Origin of the sequence: Flavobacterium sp. SM2513, from assembly GCF_050908145.1 — a bacterium.
In the GTDB taxonomy this organism is placed as follows: domain Bacteria; phylum Bacteroidota; class Bacteroidia; order Flavobacteriales; family Flavobacteriaceae; genus Flavobacterium.
The window spans coordinates 735,879-756,163 of sequence record NZ_CP194228.1; the positions used below are offsets into that span (position 1 = coordinate 735,879).

Sequence of the window (20,285 nt, forward strand, 5' to 3'; positions counted from 1 at the left end):
TGAAATAATCAGTAGGCAAATATAATCAACGGGAATGTATTGTACCCTCAAGTACTGATAAAAGAAGCATCCCTGCTTAAAATATAATTTAATAAAACAACATGCCCAAGACTTAGTCCCTTTCATTCAAATTATAAAATAGACAGCCGCATTATGCAAGTGAAACGGAAGCAATAACAGGGAATAAATGTTCCTATTTATTTTGGCTTTAGCCAATAAAATGCTGCCAACTGAGTAAGCGACAATCTAAAAATAAGAGGTGAAAGTCCCACCGCCACCCGGTAAGCCTTTACCATCTAATGTGACGACGCCATCGGGGGGAGTTAAGCCTTTCACATACCAAGTTACAACTCCATCGGCTGCCGATAAAGCTTTCACATGCTATGTGACAACCTCCTCGGCTGCCGATGGGCTCGTCACATAAATAATATTTATCCAAAAGTCAATCTCTATAGTATTTACCGATTTTGCAGTAACCTTTCCTATTTAAAATTATTCATATCAATCAAAAGTCCTTTTACAAGCTTTAGATAAACCGATATTTGAGGGTATTTACACGGCTTGCATCCAAAAATAAACCCTAATTTTGCACACAAAATAAAAGGCATGTTCTATTTACTAATCAGTATTTTTTGCAGTGTTTCAGTTGGAGTATTATTCAAAATAAGCCGCCGGTATGAAACCAATAATGTGCAAATTGTAGGGTTCAATTACCTCTTCGCACTCCTTTTTTGCGGACTGGTTTTTACACCCAATTTAAGTACAATTGACGCCTCAGCACCATTTTGGATTTACGGGAGCTTGGGTATTTTACTTCCCGTAGTGTTTTTATTTCTAATAGCTTCCATCACAAATATCGGACTTGCAAAAACAGATGCTGCTCAACGGTTGTCCCTTTTCATCCCTATTTTAGCGGCATGGCTTATTTTTGACGAAACATTCACGACTTATAAAATTGTTGGAATTGTTTTGGGATTTATTGCCTTATTTTTTATTCTTGCAAAGCCACGAGATAGTAAAGGTTCTAGTTGGAAATACCCGCTACTCGTCTTTTTAGGTTTTGGAATTATTGATATTTTGTTTAAAAAGATAGCGGTCTACACTAGCCTTCCGTACACCACCTCGCTCTTTATCGTTTTTGCAACAGCATTTGTAGTGGCACTAGTTCCCGTTCTTTATCAATTTATCATCAAAAAACAGGCGTTTCACATCAAGAATTTAGTATTCGGACTTTTAGTTGGCCTCTTTAATTTCGGGAATATTTGGTGTTACTTAAAAGCACATCATGCCTTTGCCGAAAGCCCGTCCACTGTTTTTGCAGGAATGAATATGGGTGTAATTATTTTGGGAAGCTTAGTAGGTGTAGCGGCTTTTAAAGAAAAATTATCAAAACTGAATTACCTCGGTTTAGTAATCGCATTGGTTTCGATTGTGATGATTGTAATTTCGCAATTGCAGTAAATAAAAGACGTAATTGTAGGGAAATTTTTTGATTCTTAAAATAGCGCTTCCCGAAAGCACTAATTCAGAGATTCATTATCCTATATTCTTTCCTCATTATTTCAGACGCTATTCGCTTTTTCTTTCTTTTCTTCCATAAATTTTCTTATTTTAGCTGAAAACCTCAAAGCTATGGAAGACAAAAATAAACCCGTACTCGACCAACTTATTCGAAAGGCATTTCCGCAAGTAAGCACTTTAACCTATAAAATTACTGAGTACTCTCTCAACACCGCATTCAGCTTTAAGTTTGACAACTTGGAGCATTTCGTCGAATTCCTCAAACAGCACCAGTCGATAGAAGAACAAGAGACCGAACTACTAGAAAATACGTTGAAAGACTTGAACTTGCAGACGCACTCTTTTTTCTACATCAACTTTTATGAAGAAAATGCAACAGACGAATCCGAGTAGTTTTTTAATAGAAAAATTCTAGTTTCAAATGACGAATTAAATCATTTGAAACTAGAATTTTTATAGTAATATCCTTTGCGCCATTGGTTAAAACCAAGGTTTTTTATTCTTCTGATACGTCTCGTAAAATTCTACATCGCTTTTTGTCAGATAGATAATGCCTTCCACAATTCCTAGTAAACTTGTAGCGGTAAGTATAAAACCGCCTATTAGAAAACACAAAGTAGCATAGCCAATTGCCGTTGCCACTAAAATAATAAATCCTTCATTGTTGTAACCCAAAACAAATTTATGAACGCCTAGCGAACCCAATAGTATCGCTAAAACGCCTGTTAAAATTCGTTTATTATCCTGTGAATACTGCGGTTGCGATTCATTCTTCGGTTGATTCCACCTTTCTTCCTTTGGTCTACTTGTCTCCATGATGATTGTTTATAATTGTTTGATTGAGTTGATAAATGTATAAAAATTATAGAAATGCAGCATCAATTGGCTCCCAAAGTTCTATTTTATTTCCTTCCAAATCCAATATCCATCCGAATTTTCCATAATCATACGACTCCATTTCACCCACAACTGTAACGCCTTCCGCTTTTAATTGTTCCAGAAGCACCTCTAAATTGGCCACGCGAAAGTTCTGCATAAAGTCTTTTTCCGATGGAGTAAAATAAGTAGTGTCGTCCTTAAAAGGCGACCATTGCGTAGAACAAGCGGTCCCTTTTTCGTCCTTCCACCAAAACGTACAGCCATAATCATCCGTATTCAAGCCCAAGTGTTTTTTGTACCAAGCCTTCAATTCCTTTGGCTCTTTTGTTTTGAAAAAGAACCCTCCAAGACCAGTAACCCGTTCTTGTTTTACATCCACTTCCGGCGAAGGATTGTAAACCAATACTATTTTATCTACAATCGTTTGTGCCAATTTCGCATGACTTTCAAACGTCCATCCCGCAACATGTGGACTTAATAATACATTTTCTGCGTCAATCAAGTACTGAAAAGCTTCCGGAACTTCCGCTTCCGCAAAAGATTCAAAGGACAACTTCTCATATTCCAAGACATCAAGTCCGGCTCCAAGTACCTTTTTCTCCGCTAAGGCTTTCGCCAAATCTGCAGTAACGACGCTCTTTCCTCTTGCCGTATTTAGCAGCCAAAATGGTTTTGCAAACGCATTTATAAAGCCAGAATCAACCATTTTGTCCGTTTCTGGAGTCCACGGAATATGCAAACTCACCACATCCGCTTGTTCTTGCAATTCCGACAAAGAAACCTGCTTTGCATTTTCATCACCTACATTTGGCAGAATATCATAACACAAAACAGTCACATCAAAACCCCGTAGCTTTTTTGCAAAAGCTTTTCCCATATTGCCGTATCCAATAATTCCCACCGTTTTACCATCCAATTCATGACCACGATTGGTTTCCCGAGACCATTTTCCCGCTTTTACCTCAGCATTGGCACGATTCAAATTATTGAACAAACTCAAAAGCATTCCCAAAGCATGTTCTGCAACCGCGTTCCTGTTTCCTTCTGGAGCGGCAATTAAAGCAATTCCTTTTGCGGAAGCATAATCGCAATCAATGCTTTCCAATCCGGCACCTACTCGAGCAATAAATTTCAAATTCACCGCCTTATCTATAAATGCCGCATCAATCTTAAACCGACTCCGAATAACAATACCCTCATAATCTGCTATTTTAACCTCAATTTCTTGCTTGGTTGAAGTAAAATCATCTTCATTAGTAAAACCCTCCGCTTCAAGTTGGCTTTTTAATAAAGGATGATTGCCGTCAATGTGTAGTATCTTTTTCATCTGTGTAAAGTTGTTATAATATTCAAATGCAGTTCAGTCCGTAGACTTAAATCAGTCTCTTTTAATTTCATGACCAACAAATTCCTCTAAAGTCGCGAAGATATCATCAATAGGTAGCGCCTCAAAATCAGGATGTGTTTTTAAGAAAGTGGCATTGAGTTCAATTAAATTTTCCTCCAATTCAAAGAAAGCCTCATTGTTTAATGAATCTCTCACAGGATTCACACCGTCTAATTTTCCTTTTAGAAACTTTGTCAATTTCACACTACTCATCAACTTGACTTTCTTCGCTTGCTGCTGAAAGTATTCCAGATGTTTTTCGGCACCAATCAAAGCCAAGCCTTCTTCAATCAGTTCGTTCAATTCCTTATCCCAACCCGATTGATGTACAAATTGCGCGAAACCACCTTGCGAATTATGAGCCCAATAGTAATCCAAATAGTAACTCATTATCGCATCTTCGTGAATTAGTTCGTCAGCCACGCCTTCTTCCCGCATTAAGTTGACAATCGAAATATTCGAGTGAATGATGTCTTGCAAGTTTTCACTATTAACCGCCGTTTCTGAAACTAATATCTTACCAAATTCCATATTATTATAGTTTTAATGAGTTGTATGCAAATTTCAATTAAAATACTTAAGAAGTAAAACATTTCGCTAACTAACTTAAAAACAAAAAAGCCGCATTTCTAAAAATGCAGCTCATTTATAAATCCAAAGATTTCTTATTTCGTTTTCATCGGTGGCAAATCAAATGCAGCAGATTCGTGCTCAAATCCATTACGGTGTGCTCCATCGCAAAAAGGTTTGTTAGCCGATAATCCGCAACGACAAAGTCCCAAAGACGTTCTACCTTGCACATTATAAACAATTCCTTCCGGGTCTACGATTTCAAAATCACCTTCTACTTTAATAAATCCGTTTTTACTGATTGTCAATTTTGTCTTACTCATACTGTGTTTTATTTGAATTCAAAGATTGTAAAATATATTTGTAATTCAACGAAGTGGAAGTAGTTTAAAACAATTCTATTTTATTGCCGATTTTCTTGCATGCTTCTGCTATTCGATTTCTTGTCTTCCAATAAAAAGTAAGCGATTGCTCCAATGAAATACAACGCTACATCAATCCAATCTGCCGTGTATCGAGCATTTTCTTTGGGTAAATAATATTCAAAGTAAACAGAATAATAGCTTGCTATAAAAAGGACGAATAGCAACGGAAAAGTAAAGTATTTATCTTTTTTAAGGCGACGAATAATGAAGGTTAACACACCTAATATAAGTGGCATGCAAAGCAAGTCGTTTACATAATTATTGACAAAAGCTGGGAGTGGCAAATCCATTCTTTGCATGCTGTAAATAACAACAGCAATTACGGCCATAATCCCATAAACTACTTTTTTAAACATACAATATTCCTGCAGTCCAAGCTGAAATCGCTGCTAAAAGTGCTCCAATTCCCCAAGTGGAGTTGTACAATTTATCTGCAGTTTTTAGGCACTTAGCTTTATAATTATTCTTGTTTTCCACAGAGAATCTGCGTTGTTTTTGTATTAAATTTTTCATAGTATTATTTTAATTAACCGGCTGCCGCTCCAACTACTGCTGCAATAAAACCGCCAATTATAACGGCAAAGAAAAACCAAAACCCATATCCTATTTTGAAAAACATACGAATAATTAAATTTGGATGTTCTAATCCTTTTTTTAGAAATACTTCTAACCGGCTTGGTCCTTCGGCTTCTTCCTCTTCTTTTTTTAATTGATTCTTTTTATCTCTTTCCAGTTTTCGTTGCAGTACTATATTTAAAATTGTCCCACAATTGCTGCAATAATCGTTATTGACATTCTCCGTACCGCAGTTGGGACATTTGATATACGATTTACTCATTAGGTTATAGTTTATTCGACAAGGCATTACATCAATTTGAGTTGCCACCCAAAGTTAAGAAAAATTGCGGAGTCATTTTGAATGGATTTATTCCAAATTAAGCAATTGGTCCTAGTAAGAAAAGTTACGTATTAGAATCTTCAGCACTCTTTCGCTCATTCATCTTAGTAACTAAAGCTTTCAGTCGAGCTGCTTTGTCTCTCTTTTCTTGCGCAATTTTAGCATTCTTCCGATTCAATAGTTTGGTGTGCAACGCTTTGTTTTTGGTGTTTTTCTCGGGGCCTTTTGTCATGGTAAAATTATTTGATGCAAAGATAATCAATGATTTTGTGAAGTTTATTTGGCAGAAATAGCAATGCACCTTTTCCTAAAATTAACTCAAACAACTTATCGATAACTCCATAAGTGTTGATGGCATGTAATCGGTTCTGTTCATCATGCGGTTCATTGTTCGTCTTTCAGTCGCAGTGAAGCCCTTAAGGATGGAGCTAGTTTTTTCCTTTAGAACTTATATTCTGTTCGTTTATAATTATTGTCAATTATGTAAAATTTGTAAAATGTTTGTTGTTTACCATAGTAATTGTCAACAGGCATAATTGTCACTTGTATTGTTGTTGTTTCATTTTGATAGGTTTCAACTGTTTGATTTACGTCATTTTTAGTATCAACATATTTAAAATCTAATGATTTAAATTGAATTAAATATTTATCAAATTTTTCTTTATCTGATAATACAAATTCGATTCTGTTTTTAGTAAAATCGTTTGCCTCGTGATAAAAAGTTATAAATAAAGGAATTTGTTTATCTGGATTTTTATTATCGAATGCAAAACGAATATCACCAAATTTTAATTCTTTTGAATAATGTTGGTGCATAATTTCCCACTCTTTATTCTTCAAGTATTTTTTTACTTCAGATTGATTTTTACTTTTAAGATTAAGTATTTCTTCAAAAGTTATATTTTGAGAAAATGAAAATGAAAATAGGAGTAAAAAAAGTATAGTTAGTATATTTTTCAATTTTTAGTTTTTTTTTGGATATAATTATTCTATTTTTTTTAATAATCTATAATAAATAACGTTTCCTTTTCCGTCATCCAAGCTCATTATTAAATTTCCTTTTTTTAAGAATTCGTTTACGTCAAGTGCAAATAAATTTACACCCCATATTTCTTCGTAATCTTTAATTTCTTTATTATCAATACTTAAGAATTGCCCGTTTAATTTATAATCTGGAGTTTTATCAAATGGTAAAACACTAAAAATCTCCTTTAATTCTTTAGATGTATAATCATAATCTTTGTCAGACATCATTGAATACACTTTCCCATCTTCATAAAACGCAAACCATTGATATTTTTGAGGCCAAGGGTTTACTTGGTTTAATTTTTCTTCATTAGGAATTTCAACTTTTTTCCAAAAACCTATTAATTCAGTCAATTTTGGTGGCCCGCCAGCTTCGGATTTATTTTCTTGTGCAAAAATTGAAACTGAAAACAAGGTCAATAAAATTAGTAATGTCTTTTTCATTTTTAAGTTATATTATTTTTCCTTTATTCTTTTTAGATTCTTGATTCTGCGGCAAAATTACCGCCAACTTGCATATATATGTATGACAAAATCATCTATATACACCCCAAAAACGGTTCGCTTTATCTAACAACCGTCAAACTTTATTTATTACTCAAATATAAAAAAATATCCCAACCCATCAGAAAAAAAAGAACCATTTCCCAAAAACCATCAAATGCTATCAAAAACAACCAAATCCTACAAAAAAGAACGCTAGAGGTGCTCATTTGACAAAAAAATGCCCTGAAACGGTCTCCGGACAGCCTGAAACGGTTATCTGACAGTTTGAAAGTATCATCGGACACCCTGAAACATTTATCGGAGAGTCTGAAACAATCATCATACAATTTGAAGCGGTCTTCGGAAAACCTGAAATGGTCTTCGGACGACCTGATGGACACTTCTGAACGCCTTTTTCTTACTTCTGAAGGTTTGAATCACACTTCTGAAAGGCATTTGCATCATGCGGAATGCCTGAAATGGTCAGCTAACTATGAATTGAAGTATTTTTTTGATAAAAAAAGGGGTGTTTCTACTACTTTCAATAGTACAGAAAGGCGTATTTCTACCCTTTAAAAACACTCCAACCAGGCTTTCCAAAATCGGCTTAATAAAAAATCCTCTTTTTAGGTAGTTCACACCCAAAAGCGTATTTTTGCACCCATAAAATAATTCATTTCGATGCTACAAAATCCTAAAAGATATACCATTACGGCAGCTTTGCCTTATACGAACGGACCCATTCACATTGGTCATTTAGCCGGTGTGTACGTTCCTGCCGATATTTACAGTCGCTATTTGCGTTTGCAAAATAAGGACGTGGCGTTTATTTGCGGAAGCGATGAACACGGCGTTGCGATTTCGATGAAAGCTAAAAAAGAAGGCATTACGCCTCAGGAAGTGATTGATAAATACGATGCAATTATCCGAAAATCATTCGTTGATTTTGGAATTTCATTTGACAATTACTCTCGTACTTCCTCGAAAATTCACCACGATACGGCTCAAGAATTCTTTAGAAAAATGTACGATAACGGGGATTTTATTGAAGAAGTAACCGAACAATTGTATGATGCAAAAGCCGACCAGTTTTTAGCCGACCGTTTTGTTACAGGAACTTGTCCGAAATGTGGGAATGAAGAAGCGTATGGCGACCAATGCGAAAAATGCGGTTCGACATTAAATGCTACGGATTTAATTAATCCAAAATCGACGATAACGGGGGAAACGCCAATTATGAGGGAAACGAAACATTGGTTTTTACCTTTGAATCGTTATGAAGACTTCTTGACGAAATGGATTTTAGAAGGCCATAAAACCGACTGGAAACCCAACGTTTACGGTCAAGTAAAATCATGGATTGACGGTGGTTTAGAACCTCGCGCCGTAACTAGAGATTTAGATTGGGGTATTGACGTTCCTCTAGAAGGAGCCGAAGGAAAAAAATTATACGTGTGGTTTGACGCACCAATTGGTTACATTTCTTCGACAAAAGAATGGGCTTTGAGAGAAGGAATAGACTGGGAACCGTATTGGAAATCAGACGACACAAAGTTGGTTCACTTTATTGGGAAAGACAATATTGTGTTTCATTGTATTATTTTTCCAGCAATGTTGAAAGCCGAAGGAACATATATTCTACCTGATAATGTTCCTGCAAATGAGTTTTTGAATTTGGAAGGAAATAAACTTTCGACTTCGAAAAACTGGGCAGTTTGGTTGCACGAGTATTTGGAAGATTTTCCAGAGAAGCAAGATGTTTTGCGATATTCATTAACGTCAAATGCTCCGGAAACAAAGGATAATGACTTTACTTGGAAAGATTTCCAAGCAAGAAATAACAATGAGTTGGTTGCGATTTTAGGAAATTTCATCAATCGTGTTACCGTTTTGACTCATAAATATTACGAAGGTTTTGTGCCAACGCCAAATGATTTTTCAGAGGTTGATGAAGCGACATTGACGGAATTAAAAGCGTATCCAGCTGTAATTGCGAGTTCAATCGAGCGGTACCGTTTTAGAGAAGCGTTGGGCGAACTGATGAATGTGGCTCGTTTAGGAAACAAATACTTGGCTGACGAAGAGCCTTGGAAAATGGTTAAAACCGACCCAGAACGTGTAAAAACCCAAATGTATGTAGCGCTTCAAATTGCTGCAGCATTAAGTACACTTGCAGAACCGTTCTTGCCTTTTACCGCATACAAGTTGAAAAACATGCTGAACAATGAAGGGAAATTATCGTGGAGCGATGTTGCTGAACTGGATGAGTTGCTTCCTCCTGGAAATCAAATCAACCCAGCGGAGTTGCTTTTTGCAAAAATAGAAGACGAAGAAATTCAAAAACAAATAGATAAATTGGAAGCGACAAAGACAGCCAACATTGCCGAGAATAAGAAAGCAGAACCTCAGAAAGAATTGATTCAATTTGACGATTTCTCCAAAATGGATTTGCGTGTAGGAACAATTATTGAAGCAGAGAAAATGCCGAAAGCAAATAAACTTTTGGTTTTAAAAGTCGATACAGGAATTGACGTTCGTACGATTGTTTCTGGAATTGCCGAAAGTTTTAAACCTGAAGACATCATTGGAAAAAAAGTAACTGTTTTAGTGAATCTTGCACCACGTGCTTTGAGAGGCGTTGAAAGTCAAGGAATGATTTTGATGACTAACAATGCGGAAGGTAAACTGGTTTTCGTAAATCCAGATACGGAAGGTGTTGGAAATGGGGAAACGATTAATTAGAAAAACAAAATATTTGCCACAGATTATCGGGATTATAAAGATTTTTAAATGATTGAAAATCTGCGAAAATCTTTTTAATCTGTGGCTAAGTACAGATAATAAATTTCAAGGAATTTATTAAATTACAGCAGCATGCAAAACGCAAAACCCAGATTAGCTTTAGCGATTGGAATATTGTGTATCTCTATTTTTCCAATTTTAGTGAAACTAGAATTAACGCCCGGACTTATTTCAGCTTTTTATAGAATGGCGTTTGCATTTGCCATCTTGCTTCCGATTGCACTATTTTCAGGGAAATTTAAACTACCACCGCTTCGTTATTTACTTTTAGCGTTGCTTTGCGGCGTTTTATTTGGTTCTGATGTGGCTGTTTGGAACATTGCCATCCAAGAATCGAGTGCGACACAAGCATCGTTATTAACAAATTTATCTCCAGTTTGGGTGGGAATTGCATCGTTCTTATTTTTAAGTCCAAAGCCTAAAACCAACTTCTGGATTGGTACTGTAGTCGCCGTTTTAGGAATGGTTACTTTCGTAGGATTTCACTTTTTTACCGCTCTCGACTTTGACCGAGCGTTTATTTTTGCCGTACTTTCAGGAATATTTTATGCCGCATATATGCTAGTCAGCAAAAACACATTGGCACAAGTAAACGTGTTTTCATTCATGATACTGAGTTTATTTGCCTCATCCATTTACTTGGGCATAATTTGCCTTTGGACAAATGAACCTTTCACCGGATTCAGTACAGCAGGTTGGGGCGTGTTAGGAATTCAAGCTGTCGTGTGCCAACTTGCGGCATGGTTCCTCATCAGTTATGCAACTCAACACATGAAAGCAACCCGAGTCTCACTAAGCCTCTTAGGTCAGGCAGTTTTAACAGCATTGATTGCCTACCTGTTTCTGGACGAACATATTTCCATACAAATGGTAATTGGCGGCATTATTTTACTCTTAGGAATTCGAATTACATTCATCGAAAAGAACTTACTATTCAAACAAACTTTAAACAACTAATGTACTATTTAACCTCCACACATAATGACTAAAAAAATTATCGCATTTGACGCAGACGACACACTTTGGCACAACGAACCTTATTTTGATGAAGCTCAAGAACGCTTTTGTGCTTTATTTCAAGATTTCGCTTCCAGTCAAGAGATTTTGGGTTCCATACTCAACCATCAGGTAAAAAACTTACCGCTGTACGGTTTTGGTATCAAAGCTTTTACCTTATCAATGATTGAAACCGCATTGTTGTTAACTAACAACAATATTACAGGAACAGGCATTGAAAAAGTGATTGCCATAGGGAAAGATTTACTAGAAAAACCAGTGGAGCTTTTGCCAAACGTAGAAGAAGTTTTGCAAGAATTGCAAGGAAAATACAAGTTGGTTGTTGCCACAAAAGGCGATTTGAAAGACCAACACCGGAAGTTACACGACTCTAAATTAGGCGCTTATTTTCACCATATCGAAGTATTGAGCGACAAAACCGAATTGGATTATACCAAGATGTTAACGCGGTTAGAATGCGAACCTCAAGATTTTGTGATGATTGGGAACTCCTTAAAATCAGATGTACTTCCTATTTTGAACATCGGCGGCGTTGGGATTCACATTCCGTACCACACCACTTGGGAGTACGAGAAGATTGATTTTGAAATTGAGCATGAAAACTTCACCACCTTGACGGATATCAAACAAGTGCTAGAATTATTGTAAACATTCGTTTTACGAAATTTAGGTATCGTTTTTGAGCATTCAAGTTTATAAACCTGCATTATGAAAAAGACGCTATTTTTACTGCTACTCGTTTCTGCTATAGGAACCACTTCTGCTCAAACGATTTTGAATCGGTTTCCAATTGAGCTTAAAAAGTCGAGCGCTTACTTTCAAATTTTGAATGCCGAAAACCAGCAACACGACTATTATGCTTTCATTGCCGACAAGGAGAAAAATACGGTCTTGAAGTACAATTCCGCTTTGTTTTTTACAGATAGTATTTCGATTCCTCGACCTAGTAAAAAATTCGAGTTCATGGCAGGAACCGCTTTTTCGGAAGAGGGATGTCCTACTTTATTTTGGTCCACGAAAGCGTATGAAAGTATAAAGGCCATCCATTTTGATTTAAAAACGCGTGACGTTTCTGAAATTAATTATGAAAATAATTTGGACAAGGAAGTCGTTGTTGACGTTTTTTCTAAAAACAATTCGCTTCATATTGTTTCTGTTACAAACGAAAATCAATTGAAATTTACCGTGTTTTCTACAGATGGAAAAAGGGAGTATTTGACTTCGCTTTCATCAAATGCTACTGCAATTGAACAATCATCAATCGATAATTTTACCCAGCTCATTTTGGAAAATGGAATCACCAATATTGACCCCAAAATGTTCACACCTTTATATGTAGGCGTTGCAAAAGTGAAGCGGTATTTGAATGAAAACCAATTTGTTTTGACCTTTGATTTTAAAGAACAAACCACCGTTTTTACCATTAATTTGAATGATTTTGCTGTAGATAAAAAGCTTTTTCCGTACGAAAGATTGCAGGAAGAAGCACAGTCCAATTCCTATTTGCACCAAAATGTTTTGTACCAACTGACGGCTAATTCAGAAGCACTTTCTCTTGCCGCAATTGATTTTGACAGCCAAAATAAAATTGGTTCTTATCAAGCTAACTCCAAAGAAGAGATTGATTTTAAGAACAGTCCGCTGTTGCTTCAATCCGATAACGGCAAAAGACGTGAACTCAAAAAAACCAAGAGATTGTTATCAAAAATCGATTATGGACACATAGGATTGAGCGTTTATTCCACCCCAAATTATAATTTATTTACCATTGGCGGCGTTCGGGAAGTGGCCTCTGGCGGCAACATAGCCTTGGGACTAGGAATGGTTTTAGGTGGAGCAATCGCGGGTAGTACCGTGGTAGAAATTGGAGATTTTGGCGGTAGCGCTAACACCCAATCCATCTATTTTGAAAGCTTTTTTAACACCAATTTCGAACATATAAATACGCCTTTCCAACCTTTATACATTGATGCAATGAGCGAATTTTTAAATGCTAATAGCCCCAGTGTATACAACATTCGCGCTTTTCAAGACTATGTAATTTTAAATTATTACGACAAGGAAACTAATGAATTTGTGATGCGAAAATTTGAAGATTATAGAAATTAAAAACAAATAACATACTACATATCCACGTCGCCGCTACCCTCTTTTAATTAATAATTCCTTCATCAAATTATTCTCTAACTTCAACTTCTGAATTTCGGCTTCTTGTTCGGTAATGATAAAATCCTTTGAAGTGCGAAGGGTTTTGTCAAAGGCATAGGTTTCCGGAAGTTGATTGGCAATGTCCATAAAAAAATTATACTGAAACGCTTCGCAAATCCGCATTAAGTTAGCGGCCTGTAAGGAATCTTGCTTTTCATAGGAGTAGAACGCAGTATTGGGTATCCCCATTTTAGCGGCAAGTTTAGTTCGCGACAGCTTGTTTTCTTCGATATACTTGCGAATCATCTTGCCAATACTGATGTTTTTAATCGTTTCCATCTGTTTTTTAATTCAAAAATAGTGAATTCATGCAAACAAATACGAGATACTCCATCACAAATTACTGTATCACCCACTTTATTAGAGAAAATTTACGCACTGGTTACAGGGAGAACTAATTATTTAGAGAAAATTTATATGCTGATTATAAGGGGAGCTAATTATTTAGAGAAAATTTATACACCGATTATAGGGAGAGCTAATTACTTAGAGAAAATTTATACACTCATTATAGGGGGAGCTAATTACTTAAAGAAAATTTATACGCTCATTATAGAGGGAGCTAATTACTTAGAGAAAAATTATACACACGTTATCCGGAGAAGTAAATAACTAGAGAAAATATATAATCTCGTCGTTTTTTTAAAGAAGTTTTGTTACTTCCTTTTCATAAAAAGCATCAATTGAAAGTGTTTTTAAACCCGATGCATATACGGCTAATTCGTCGCAACGTTCGTTTTGAGGGTGGTTATTGTGGCCTTTTACCCATTTGAAATCAACTTGGTGTTTGCGGTATATTTGGAGGAATCGTTTCCACAAATCAGGGTTTTTCTTTCCTAGGAAACCTTTCTTTTCCCAACCAAAAACCCATTTTTTAACCACAGAATCAATGACGTACTTCGAATCGGAAATCACCAAGACCTTCATATTCGGATTTTTAAGCTTTTCGAGACCCACGATGACCGCTAGAAGCTCCATTCTATTATTGGTCGTATGCCGAAAACCTTCGTAAAATTCTTTTTTGAAATTCGTTCCTACGAGTTCCATAACAACGCCGTAACCCCCGTTTCCAGGGTTTCCTTTTGCCGCGCCATCGGTATAAATATGTACGTCGTGGGTTTTCAAATTAGATCTTTTGTAGTAGTTGTTCGATTACTTTTGGAAAATGTGCTTGTTCCAATTGGTGAATTTTCGCGGCCACGTCTTCTGCCGAAAGGCAATCAGCTACCGAGGTGCTTTTTTGAAAGATAATAGCCCCTTCATCATAGTTTTCGTTGACAAAATGAATCGTAATCCCTGTTTCTACTTCTTTGTTTTCCAAAATTGCACGATGCACATTCATACCGTACATGCCTTTTCCGCCATATTTTGGCAACAATGCCGGATGAATATTGATGATAGTGGTATATTCTTTAAGTATAGCCGACGGAAATTGAAGTAAAAATCCTGCTAAAACAATTAAATCGGGTTCAAATTGATGTAGTTTTTTTAAAACTATCCCTGAGTTTAAATCTTCTTTTTTAAAAATAAAGCTAGGAATACCAAGGTTCTCGGAACGTTCTACCACTTGAGCATTCGGATTGTTGCAAAAAACTGCCACCACTTCCGCCGTCTGTTTTTCTTGAAAATAACGTATGATATTTTCAACATTGGTACCCGAACCTGAGGCAAATAAAAGTATCTTTTTCATCAAGAGTAGAATTTCTACGCAAAAAAAAGAATAATAATCGATATTTGATCGGTTTTAAACTGCTTTGTGAAATAATTTTTATACTTTAGTGTTTATATTTATGAACAAAGGGTGGTAATAAGATAAAGTTTTTTATTTTTGCCAACAAATTAAATTTTAAAATTAAAGATTATGTCAGACATTGCATCAAGAGTAAAAGCGATTATCGTAGACAAATTAGGCGTTGACGAAAACGAAGTTGTGTTAGAAGCTAGCTTCACAAATGATTTAGGAGCTGATTCATTAGACACTGTTGAGCTTATCATGGAGTTCGAAAAAGAATTTGACATCCAAATTCCAGACGACCAAGCGGAAAACATCGCTACTGTTGGTCAAGCTATTTCTTACATCGAAGAAGCTAAAAAATAAATAATTTAACGTCTGGATTACTTGTAGTCCAGACGTATTTTATTTTAATTAAAAAAATTAAGCGTTGACCTACTAATCATTGTCAACTCCTATATAAAGTAGCGTTTAATACCTATGTCTTTTTTATGATTTCCATAGAAGAACACAGGTATTACTTGTTTTAATACACAACTTAAATAATTTACGTATGACATTAAAGCGCGTTGTGGTTACCGGTTTAGGTGCAATTACTCCTATTGGAAATTCAGTTGAAGAATACTGGAATTCCTTAATTAATGGAGTAAGTGGTGCTGCCCCAATAACTTATTATGATACTGAAAAACATAAAACCAAATTTGCATGTGAAGTAAAGAACTTCAACATTGAAGACTATATGGACCGTAAAGAATCCAGAAGACTTGACAAATTTGCTCAATATGCTGTTGCCGCAAGTGACGAAGCAATTAAAGATGCGGGATTAACGCTTGAAAACGCAGACAAGCACCGAATTGGTGTTATTTGGGGTGCAGGAATTGGAGGATTACAAACCTTTCAAGATGAAGTTATGTATTATGCCCAAGGCGACGGTACACCAAAATTTAACCCGTTTTTTATTCCAAAAATGATTGCTGACATTGCTCCAGCACACATTTCGATGCGAAACGGTTATATGGGACCAAATTACACTACAGTCTCTGCTTGTGCTTCCTCAGCAAATGCATTAATTGATGCTTTTAATTACATCCGTCTGGGAATGTGTGACGTGATAGTTTCAGGAGGTTCTGAAGCTGCCGTTACGATTGCCGGAATGGGTGGATTTAATTCAATGCATGCTTTGTCAACTAGAAATGAAAGTCCACAAACTGCTTCAAGACCATTTGATGCAACACGTGACGGATTTGTTTTAGGTGAAGGTGCTGGTGCATTGGTTTTAGAAGAATATGAACATGCGAAAGCTCGTGGAGCAAAAATATATTGTGAAGTGGGCGGTGGCGGAATGTCGTCAGATGCTTATCATTTGACTGCCCCACATCCTGACGGAATTGGTGTTATTGCAGTAATGCAAAACACGTTGCGCGATGCAGGAATGACTCCTGATCAAGTGGACCACATCAACACGCACGGAACTTCAACTCCATTAGGAGATGTTGCAGAATTGAAAGCGATTACTGCTGTTTTTGGTGAACATGCGAAGAACATCAATATCAATTCAACTAAATCAATGACCGGACATTTATTAGGTGCTGCAGGAGCTATTGAATCAATTGCCTCTATTTTAGCAATGAAATATAGCATCGTTCCTCCCACAATTAATCATACAGTTGTGGATGAAAACATTGACCCCTCATTAAATTTGACTTTAAATACACCACAAAAAAGAGAAGTTAAGGTTGCCATGAGTAACACTTTCGGTTTTGGAGGTCATAACGCTTGTGTTTTATTCAAAAAATTAGAAGACTAATTTAAGATGCGAATATTTAATAAACTATTTTCAAAATCCCGTTCTCTTGAAGACGGGATTTTTTTTGATAAGATTGCCAAAATAATCGATTTCAAACCGATTAAAATTAACCATTACAAAAAAGCATTTACCCATCGTTCCATTAACAAGATGGACGGCAACGGAAATCCCATAAGCTACGAACGTCTCGAGTTTTTAGGAGATGCGATGTTGAGTTCTGTGATTGCGGCACATTTATTCCAGAAAGCGCCTTTTGGTGACGAAGGTTATTTAACTAAAATGCGTTCTAAAATTGTGAGTCGGGAACATCTAAACGAATTAGGAAGAGACTTAAATTTAATAGCGTTTGTAGAAAGTAAAGTACCTTCAAATCATTTTGGTGAAAACATTCATGGAAATATTTTTGAAGCACTCATTGGGGCAATTTACCTCGACCAAGGCTATTTAGTTTGCGAAAAATTTATTCATAAAAGAGTAATTGAACCTTATGTCGATATCACACGATTAGAAGGAAAAGTAATCAGCTACAAAAGCCTCATTATTGAGTGGTGTCAAAAAGAAAAGAAGTCGTTTAAGTTTGATGTATTTGAAGACAATAGTATTACAGGCGAACGTTTGTTTGGCGTTAAGCTCCATATTGATGACAAGGTAATAGCAAAAGCGAGAGCAGGTTCTAAGAAAAAAGCAGAAGAAAAAGCAGCCCAAAGAGCTTATTTTGCTTTACAAGAAAAAATCTCCGAGAAATAACAAAGGCTTTTAATCTATAACGATTTCGTTAATAAATTATAGTTAAGATAGTGGAACATACTATTTTTTATGCCTTAGATACCTTATATTTACGACTTATTTTCAAAGCAAATGGAGGTTCTAAAGTTATCTTTAAGTGATTTTGACGCAATTGATTATGATTTAATTGCCATTCACACCTCATTAGAAGATTATCGGTTGGCATATTTTCTAAATCAAAAACTCCCAATTCTATTAAGCAAAAGCAGTGATTTTTTAGAATTTAAAACCTCAAATGGTTCTGCTTTTTTCTCTAAATTTTCCTACCACGAAGATGCCACAGATGAGGAATGGACTTTAATTGAGAATAAGGATGAATTGGTGGAAGGAATCATCAATACTCCAACTGATTTATTTTCGCAAGAAAAAGAAAAAATCATTTATAACGTTTATTTTTTACCAGAAATGAAAAAGGTAAATTATTTTCTAAAAGTAGAAAGTACCGTACTACGCTTAACTGAAATCATTTCTTATTTGAATACAATAAAACAAATTTCTACCGCTTATGCGGTTGATGTTAAAAATTTAAAATCAAAAAACAATTTAATTTTTTAAAAAAATATGTTCACGAATAAAAAAACGAAAATTGTAGCCACATTAGGTCCTGCATGTAGTACAAGAGAAGTATTGAAAAATATGATTGATGCAGGTGTCAATGTTTTTAGAATAAACTTCTCACATGCTGATTATGCAGACGTTACCGAGAAAATTAATTTGATTCGTAGTTTAAATGACGAATTTGGTTACACCACAGCCATTTTAGCTGACTTACAAGGTCCGAAGCTTCGCGTTGGAGTAATGAAAGAAGATGTTGTTGTCAATCCTGGTGACATCATTACTTTTCAAACTGCTGAAGACATTCCTGGAACAGCTAAACGCGTTTACATGAATTATAAGGAATTTCCTAGAGATGTTAATCCTGGGGAACTTATTTTACTAGACGATGGAAAATTAATGTTTGAAGCTATTGAAACCAATCGTACCACTGAAGTGATTTGTAAAGTAATACAAGGTGGTCCTTTGCGTTCAAAAAAAGGTGTAAACCTACCCAATACGAAAGTATCACTTCCAGCTTTAACAGAAAAAGACATCCGAGATGCTATATTTGCCATTGGACATAATGTAGATTGGATTGCCTTATCTTTTGTTAGAACCTCTAAAGATTTAGAAGAACTACAGGATTTAATCGCCGAACACTCTGACCATAAAATTCCAATAATTGCGAAAATTGAAAAACCAGAAGGTGTTGAAAATATCGATAAGATTGTCGCTTTTTGTGACGGTTTAATGGTTGCTCGAGGCGATTTAGGTGTTGAAGTTCCGGCTCATGAAGTGCCGTTAATTCAGAAAAAATTAATTCACAGAGCTAAAACAGCACGAATTCCAGTTATTGTGGCAACACAAATGATGGAAACGATGATTACAAGTCTTACTCCAACTCGTGCGGAAGTAAACGATGTAGCAAATTCTGTAATGGATGGTGCTGATGCGGTAATGCTTTCGGGAGAAACCTCAGTAGGTAATTATCCGGTTCAAGTTATTGAGAAAATGACGCAGATTATCGAAGCTGTTGAAGATTCTCCGCTCATTCAAGTACCACAAAATACACCTCAGATTCGTACCAAACGTTTTATAACAAAAACGATATGTTACCACGCTGCAACAATGGCAAACGCAATTAAAGCTAAAGCAATTTGCACCTTGACAAATAGTGGATACACTGCTTTTCAAATTTCGGCTTGGCGACCACAAGCACATATTTTAGTATTTACTTCAAATAAACGAATTTTGACGCAACTGAATTTACTTTGGGGAGTGAAATCGTTTTACTACGATAAATTTGTAAGTACCGATGACACAGTAACTGACGTAAATCAGATTGCTCAAGACAAAGGGTTTGTTGAAAAAGGTGATTTCTTAATTAACCTTGCAGCCATGCCAGTTACTGATAAAGGAATGGTAAATACGTTACGAGTTTCTGAAATTGAATAATAAGATTTTTTTACTATAGAAAAAGGCGATTTGTAATTCAAATCGCCTTTTTTGTTATCGTTTTCCCTCCCACTCGGCATAAAATTGTTCTAAAAACATTTCCATAAACTCATGTCTTTTTATTGCCATTTTCTTTCCTGAAACCGTATTCATTTTATCTTTCAAGAGCAATAATTTCTCATAAAAATGATTTATGGTTGGTGCGTCAGAGCTTTTATATTCCTCTTTAGTCATATTTAAATTTGGCCTGATTTCTGGATTATACATCGTCCGGTTTTTGAATCCTCCATAATTGAATGTTCGAGAAATCCCAATCGCTCCAATCGCATCTAAACGGTCTGCATCTTGCACAATTTGCAGTTCTATTGAATTAAATTGCTTTTCGAAATTGCCACCCTTGAAAGAAATGTTTTTAATAATTTCAATTACATGGTCAATAATTTCTTCCGAAACCTTCTCACTTATTAAAAAATTTCTTGCCGTTTTCGGTCCGATTTCTTCATCTCCGTCGTGAAATTTACTATCGGCAATGTCGTGCAATAAAGCTCCAAGTTGGCATGCCAATAAATTGCATTGTTCTTCTTTGGCAATAGCCAATGTATTTTTATAAACGCGTTCAATATGAAACCAATCATGGCCTCCTTCAGCGTCTTTAAGTTGCTGTTTTACGAATGCTACTGTATTTTGAATTAATTTCTGATTTTCCATTTTGTAGAAATAAAAAATGTTGGATGCAAAATTTGACTTTT

25 protein-coding genes and 1 pseudogene are annotated in these 20,285 nt (G+C 35.8%); 12 read left to right on the forward strand and 14 right to left on the reverse strand.

Features of this window, described 5'->3' with window-relative positions:
• The first annotated feature begins 606 nt into the window (after positions 1-606).
• On the forward strand, positions 607-1,461 hold the full coding sequence (locus ACQ5J2_RS02815; protein WP_432672167.1) for an EamA family transporter: 855 nt from the start codon (positions 607-609) through the stop codon (positions 1,459-1,461).
• A gap of 171 nt (positions 1,462-1,632) precedes the next feature.
• Positions 1,633-1,914, forward strand: coding sequence for a hypothetical protein (locus tag ACQ5J2_RS02820; RefSeq protein WP_432672168.1), 282 nt, complete (start codon positions 1,633-1,635; stop codon positions 1,912-1,914).
• Between the two features lie 87 nt (positions 1,915-2,001).
• Here the strand turns inward: ACQ5J2_RS02820 and ACQ5J2_RS02825 are convergent, their stop codons facing one another.
• The 10 genes and pseudogenes from ACQ5J2_RS02825 to ACQ5J2_RS02870 form a co-directional block, all read right to left on the reverse strand.
• Entirely contained in the window at positions 2,002-2,337 is a 336-nt protein-coding gene (locus ACQ5J2_RS02825; protein WP_432672169.1) for a TM2 domain-containing protein, read from the reverse strand.
• Between the two features lie 457 nt (positions 2,338-2,794).
• A pseudogene (locus ACQ5J2_RS02830) lies at positions 2,795-3,727 on the reverse strand (2-hydroxyacid dehydrogenase); the annotation flags it as partial.
• Positions 3,728-3,778: 51 nt separating this feature from the next.
• Complete coding sequence (locus ACQ5J2_RS02835; RefSeq protein WP_432672170.1) at positions 3,779-4,318, reverse strand: DMP19 family protein; 540 nt, start codon at positions 4,316-4,318, stop codon at positions 3,779-3,781.
• 134 nt (positions 4,319-4,452) lie between these two features.
• Entirely contained in the window at positions 4,453-4,680 is a 228-nt protein-coding gene (locus ACQ5J2_RS02840) for a CDGSH iron-sulfur domain-containing protein (RefSeq protein ID WP_432672171.1), read from the reverse strand.
• Between the two features lie 80 nt (positions 4,681-4,760).
• Positions 4,761-5,138, reverse strand: a complete 378-nt coding sequence (locus ACQ5J2_RS02845; RefSeq protein WP_432672172.1) for a hypothetical protein — start codon at positions 5,136-5,138, stop codon at positions 4,761-4,763.
• Positions 5,131-5,295, reverse strand: a complete 165-nt coding sequence (locus ACQ5J2_RS02850; protein WP_432672173.1) for a hypothetical protein — start codon at positions 5,293-5,295, stop codon at positions 5,131-5,133. Before ACQ5J2_RS02850 ends, ACQ5J2_RS02845 begins: the two co-directional genes overlap by 8 nt.
• Positions 5,296-5,308: 13 nt before the next feature.
• Positions 5,309-5,620, reverse strand: coding sequence for a hypothetical protein (locus ACQ5J2_RS02855; RefSeq protein ID WP_432672174.1), 312 nt, complete (start codon positions 5,618-5,620; stop codon positions 5,309-5,311).
• Between the two features lie 124 nt (positions 5,621-5,744).
• On the reverse strand, positions 5,745-5,912 hold the full coding sequence (locus ACQ5J2_RS02860) for a hypothetical protein (RefSeq protein ID WP_432672175.1): 168 nt from the start codon (positions 5,910-5,912) through the stop codon (positions 5,745-5,747).
• Between the two features lie 209 nt (positions 5,913-6,121).
• Positions 6,122-6,640 (reverse strand): hypothetical protein, encoded by a 519-nt coding sequence (locus ACQ5J2_RS02865; protein WP_432672176.1) that lies wholly within the window; start codon positions 6,638-6,640, stop codon positions 6,122-6,124.
• A 24-nt stretch (positions 6,641-6,664) separates the two neighbouring features.
• Complete coding sequence (locus ACQ5J2_RS02870) at positions 6,665-7,150, reverse strand: hypothetical protein (RefSeq protein ID WP_432672177.1); 486 nt, start codon at positions 7,148-7,150, stop codon at positions 6,665-6,667.
• Between the two features lie 327 nt (positions 7,151-7,477).
• On the opposite strand from ACQ5J2_RS02870, the gene ACQ5J2_RS02875 reads away from it, so the two are divergent.
• The 5 genes from ACQ5J2_RS02875 to ACQ5J2_RS02895 all read left to right on the forward strand — a co-directional run bounded on the left by ACQ5J2_RS02875 (position 7,478) and on the right by ACQ5J2_RS02895 (position 13,120).
• Positions 7,478-7,768, forward strand: a complete 291-nt coding sequence (locus ACQ5J2_RS02875; RefSeq protein WP_432672178.1) for a hypothetical protein — start codon at positions 7,478-7,480, stop codon at positions 7,766-7,768.
• Positions 7,769-7,873: 105 nt separating this feature from the next.
• Positions 7,874-9,934, forward strand: a complete 2,061-nt coding sequence (gene metG, locus ACQ5J2_RS02880) for a methionine--tRNA ligase (protein ID WP_432672179.1) — start codon at positions 7,874-7,876, stop codon at positions 9,932-9,934.
• A 132-nt stretch (positions 9,935-10,066) separates the two neighbouring features.
• Entirely contained in the window at positions 10,067-10,951 is an 885-nt protein-coding gene (locus ACQ5J2_RS02885) for a DMT family transporter (RefSeq protein ID WP_432672180.1), read from the forward strand.
• 24 nt (positions 10,952-10,975) lie between these two features.
• A complete protein-coding gene (locus ACQ5J2_RS02890; RefSeq protein WP_432672181.1) occupies positions 10,976-11,659 on the forward strand; it encodes an HAD family hydrolase in 684 nt (227 codons plus the stop codon).
• Positions 11,660-11,719: 60 nt separating this feature from the next.
• Positions 11,720-13,120 carry a hypothetical protein gene (locus ACQ5J2_RS02895; protein ID WP_432672182.1) on the forward strand — a complete coding sequence of 467 codons (1,401 nt, stop codon included), beginning with the start codon at positions 11,720-11,722 and terminating at the stop codon, positions 13,118-13,120.
• A gap of 33 nt (positions 13,121-13,153) precedes the next feature.
• On the opposite strand, the gene ACQ5J2_RS02900 is transcribed toward ACQ5J2_RS02895, so the two are convergent.
• From ACQ5J2_RS02900 to ACQ5J2_RS02910, 3 genes are all read right to left on the reverse strand, one after another.
• Positions 13,154-13,498, reverse strand: coding sequence for a helix-turn-helix domain-containing protein (locus tag ACQ5J2_RS02900; RefSeq protein ID WP_432672183.1), 345 nt, complete (start codon positions 13,496-13,498; stop codon positions 13,154-13,156).
• Between the two features lie 363 nt (positions 13,499-13,861).
• On the reverse strand, positions 13,862-14,344 hold the full coding sequence (rnhA, locus tag ACQ5J2_RS02905; RefSeq protein ID WP_432672184.1) for a ribonuclease HI: 483 nt from the start codon (positions 14,342-14,344) through the stop codon (positions 13,862-13,864).
• Between the two features lies 1 nt (position 14,345).
• Positions 14,346-14,909, reverse strand: a complete 564-nt coding sequence (locus ACQ5J2_RS02910) for a phosphoribosylglycinamide formyltransferase (protein ID WP_432672185.1) — start codon at positions 14,907-14,909, stop codon at positions 14,346-14,348.
• A 171-nt stretch (positions 14,910-15,080) separates the two neighbouring features.
• Between ACQ5J2_RS02910 and ACQ5J2_RS02915 the strand changes: the two genes are divergently transcribed.
• The 5 genes from ACQ5J2_RS02915 (at position 15,081) to pyk (ending at position 19,536) form a co-directional block, all read left to right on the forward strand.
• Positions 15,081-15,317, forward strand: a complete 237-nt coding sequence (locus ACQ5J2_RS02915) for an acyl carrier protein (RefSeq protein ID WP_014082856.1) — start codon at positions 15,081-15,083, stop codon at positions 15,315-15,317.
• A 187-nt stretch (positions 15,318-15,504) separates the two neighbouring features.
• Positions 15,505-16,758 (forward strand): beta-ketoacyl-ACP synthase II, encoded by a 1,254-nt coding sequence (gene fabF / locus ACQ5J2_RS02920; protein WP_432672186.1) that lies wholly within the window; start codon positions 15,505-15,507, stop codon positions 16,756-16,758.
• 6 nt (positions 16,759-16,764) lie between these two features.
• Positions 16,765-17,505, forward strand: coding sequence for a ribonuclease III (gene rnc, locus ACQ5J2_RS02925; RefSeq protein ID WP_432672187.1), 741 nt, complete (start codon positions 16,765-16,767; stop codon positions 17,503-17,505).
• 111 nt (positions 17,506-17,616) lie between these two features.
• Complete coding sequence (locus ACQ5J2_RS02930) at positions 17,617-18,099, forward strand: IPExxxVDY family protein (protein WP_432672188.1); 483 nt, start codon at positions 17,617-17,619, stop codon at positions 18,097-18,099.
• A 6-nt stretch (positions 18,100-18,105) separates the two neighbouring features.
• Entirely contained in the window at positions 18,106-19,536 is a 1,431-nt protein-coding gene (gene pyk / locus ACQ5J2_RS02935) for a pyruvate kinase (protein WP_432672189.1), read from the forward strand.
• 54 nt (positions 19,537-19,590) lie between these two features.
• Here the strand turns inward: pyk and ACQ5J2_RS02940 are convergent, their stop codons facing one another.
• Positions 19,591-20,244, reverse strand: coding sequence for an HD domain-containing protein (locus ACQ5J2_RS02940; protein WP_432672190.1), 654 nt, complete (start codon positions 20,242-20,244; stop codon positions 19,591-19,593).
• Positions 20,245-20,285 lie beyond the last annotated feature (41 nt).

Coding starts and splice junctions, on each gene's coding strand:
- ACQ5J2_RS02930 (WP_432672188.1), top strand. CDS start 17,617: ATGGAGGTTCTAAAGTTATCTTTAAGTGATTTTGACGCAATTGATTAT.
- ACQ5J2_RS02890 (WP_432672181.1), top strand. CDS start 10,976: ATGACTAAAAAAATTATCGCATTTGACGCAGACGACACACTTTGGCAC.
- ACQ5J2_RS02885 (WP_432672180.1), top strand. CDS start 10,067: ATGCAAAACGCAAAACCCAGATTAGCTTTAGCGATTGGAATATTGTGT.
- ACQ5J2_RS02860 (WP_432672175.1), bottom strand. CDS start 5,912: ATGACAAAAGGCCCCGAGAAAAACACCAAAAACAAAGCGTTGCACACC.
- ACQ5J2_RS02845 (WP_432672172.1), bottom strand. CDS start 5,138: ATGTTTAAAAAAGTAGTTTATGGGATTATGGCCGTAATTGCTGTTGTT.
- ACQ5J2_RS02910 (WP_432672185.1), bottom strand. CDS start 14,909: ATGAAAAAGATACTTTTATTTGCCTCAGGTTCGGGTACCAATGTTGAA.
- fabF (WP_432672186.1), top strand. CDS start 15,505: ATGACATTAAAGCGCGTTGTGGTTACCGGTTTAGGTGCAATTACTCCT.
- ACQ5J2_RS02870 (WP_432672177.1), bottom strand. CDS start 7,150: ATGAAAAAGACATTACTAATTTTATTGACCTTGTTTTCAGTTTCAATT.
- ACQ5J2_RS02840 (WP_432672171.1), bottom strand. CDS start 4,680: ATGAGTAAGACAAAATTGACAATCAGTAAAAACGGATTTATTAAAGTA.
- rnc (WP_432672187.1), top strand. CDS start 16,765: ATGCGAATATTTAATAAACTATTTTCAAAATCCCGTTCTCTTGAAGAC.
- pyk (WP_432672189.1), top strand. CDS start 18,106: ATGTTCACGAATAAAAAAACGAAAATTGTAGCCACATTAGGTCCTGCA.
- ACQ5J2_RS02835 (WP_432672170.1), bottom strand. CDS start 4,318: ATGGAATTTGGTAAGATATTAGTTTCAGAAACGGCGGTTAATAGTGAA.
- ACQ5J2_RS02825 (WP_432672169.1), bottom strand. CDS start 2,337: ATGGAGACAAGTAGACCAAAGGAAGAAAGGTGGAATCAACCGAAGAAT.
- ACQ5J2_RS02815 (WP_432672167.1), top strand. CDS start 607: ATGTTCTATTTACTAATCAGTATTTTTTGCAGTGTTTCAGTTGGAGTA.
- ACQ5J2_RS02940 (WP_432672190.1), bottom strand. CDS start 20,244: ATGGAAAATCAGAAATTAATTCAAAATACAGTAGCATTCGTAAAACAG.
- ACQ5J2_RS02895 (WP_432672182.1), top strand. CDS start 11,720: ATGAAAAAGACGCTATTTTTACTGCTACTCGTTTCTGCTATAGGAACC.
- ACQ5J2_RS02915 (WP_014082856.1), top strand. CDS start 15,081: ATGTCAGACATTGCATCAAGAGTAAAAGCGATTATCGTAGACAAATTA.
- ACQ5J2_RS02855 (WP_432672174.1), bottom strand. CDS start 5,620: ATGAGTAAATCGTATATCAAATGTCCCAACTGCGGTACGGAGAATGTC.
- ACQ5J2_RS02850 (WP_432672173.1), bottom strand. CDS start 5,295: ATGAAAAATTTAATACAAAAACAACGCAGATTCTCTGTGGAAAACAAG.
- metG (WP_432672179.1), top strand. CDS start 7,874: ATGCTACAAAATCCTAAAAGATATACCATTACGGCAGCTTTGCCTTAT.
- ACQ5J2_RS02900 (WP_432672183.1), bottom strand. CDS start 13,498: ATGGAAACGATTAAAAACATCAGTATTGGCAAGATGATTCGCAAGTAT.
- ACQ5J2_RS02820 (WP_432672168.1), top strand. CDS start 1,633: ATGGAAGACAAAAATAAACCCGTACTCGACCAACTTATTCGAAAGGCA.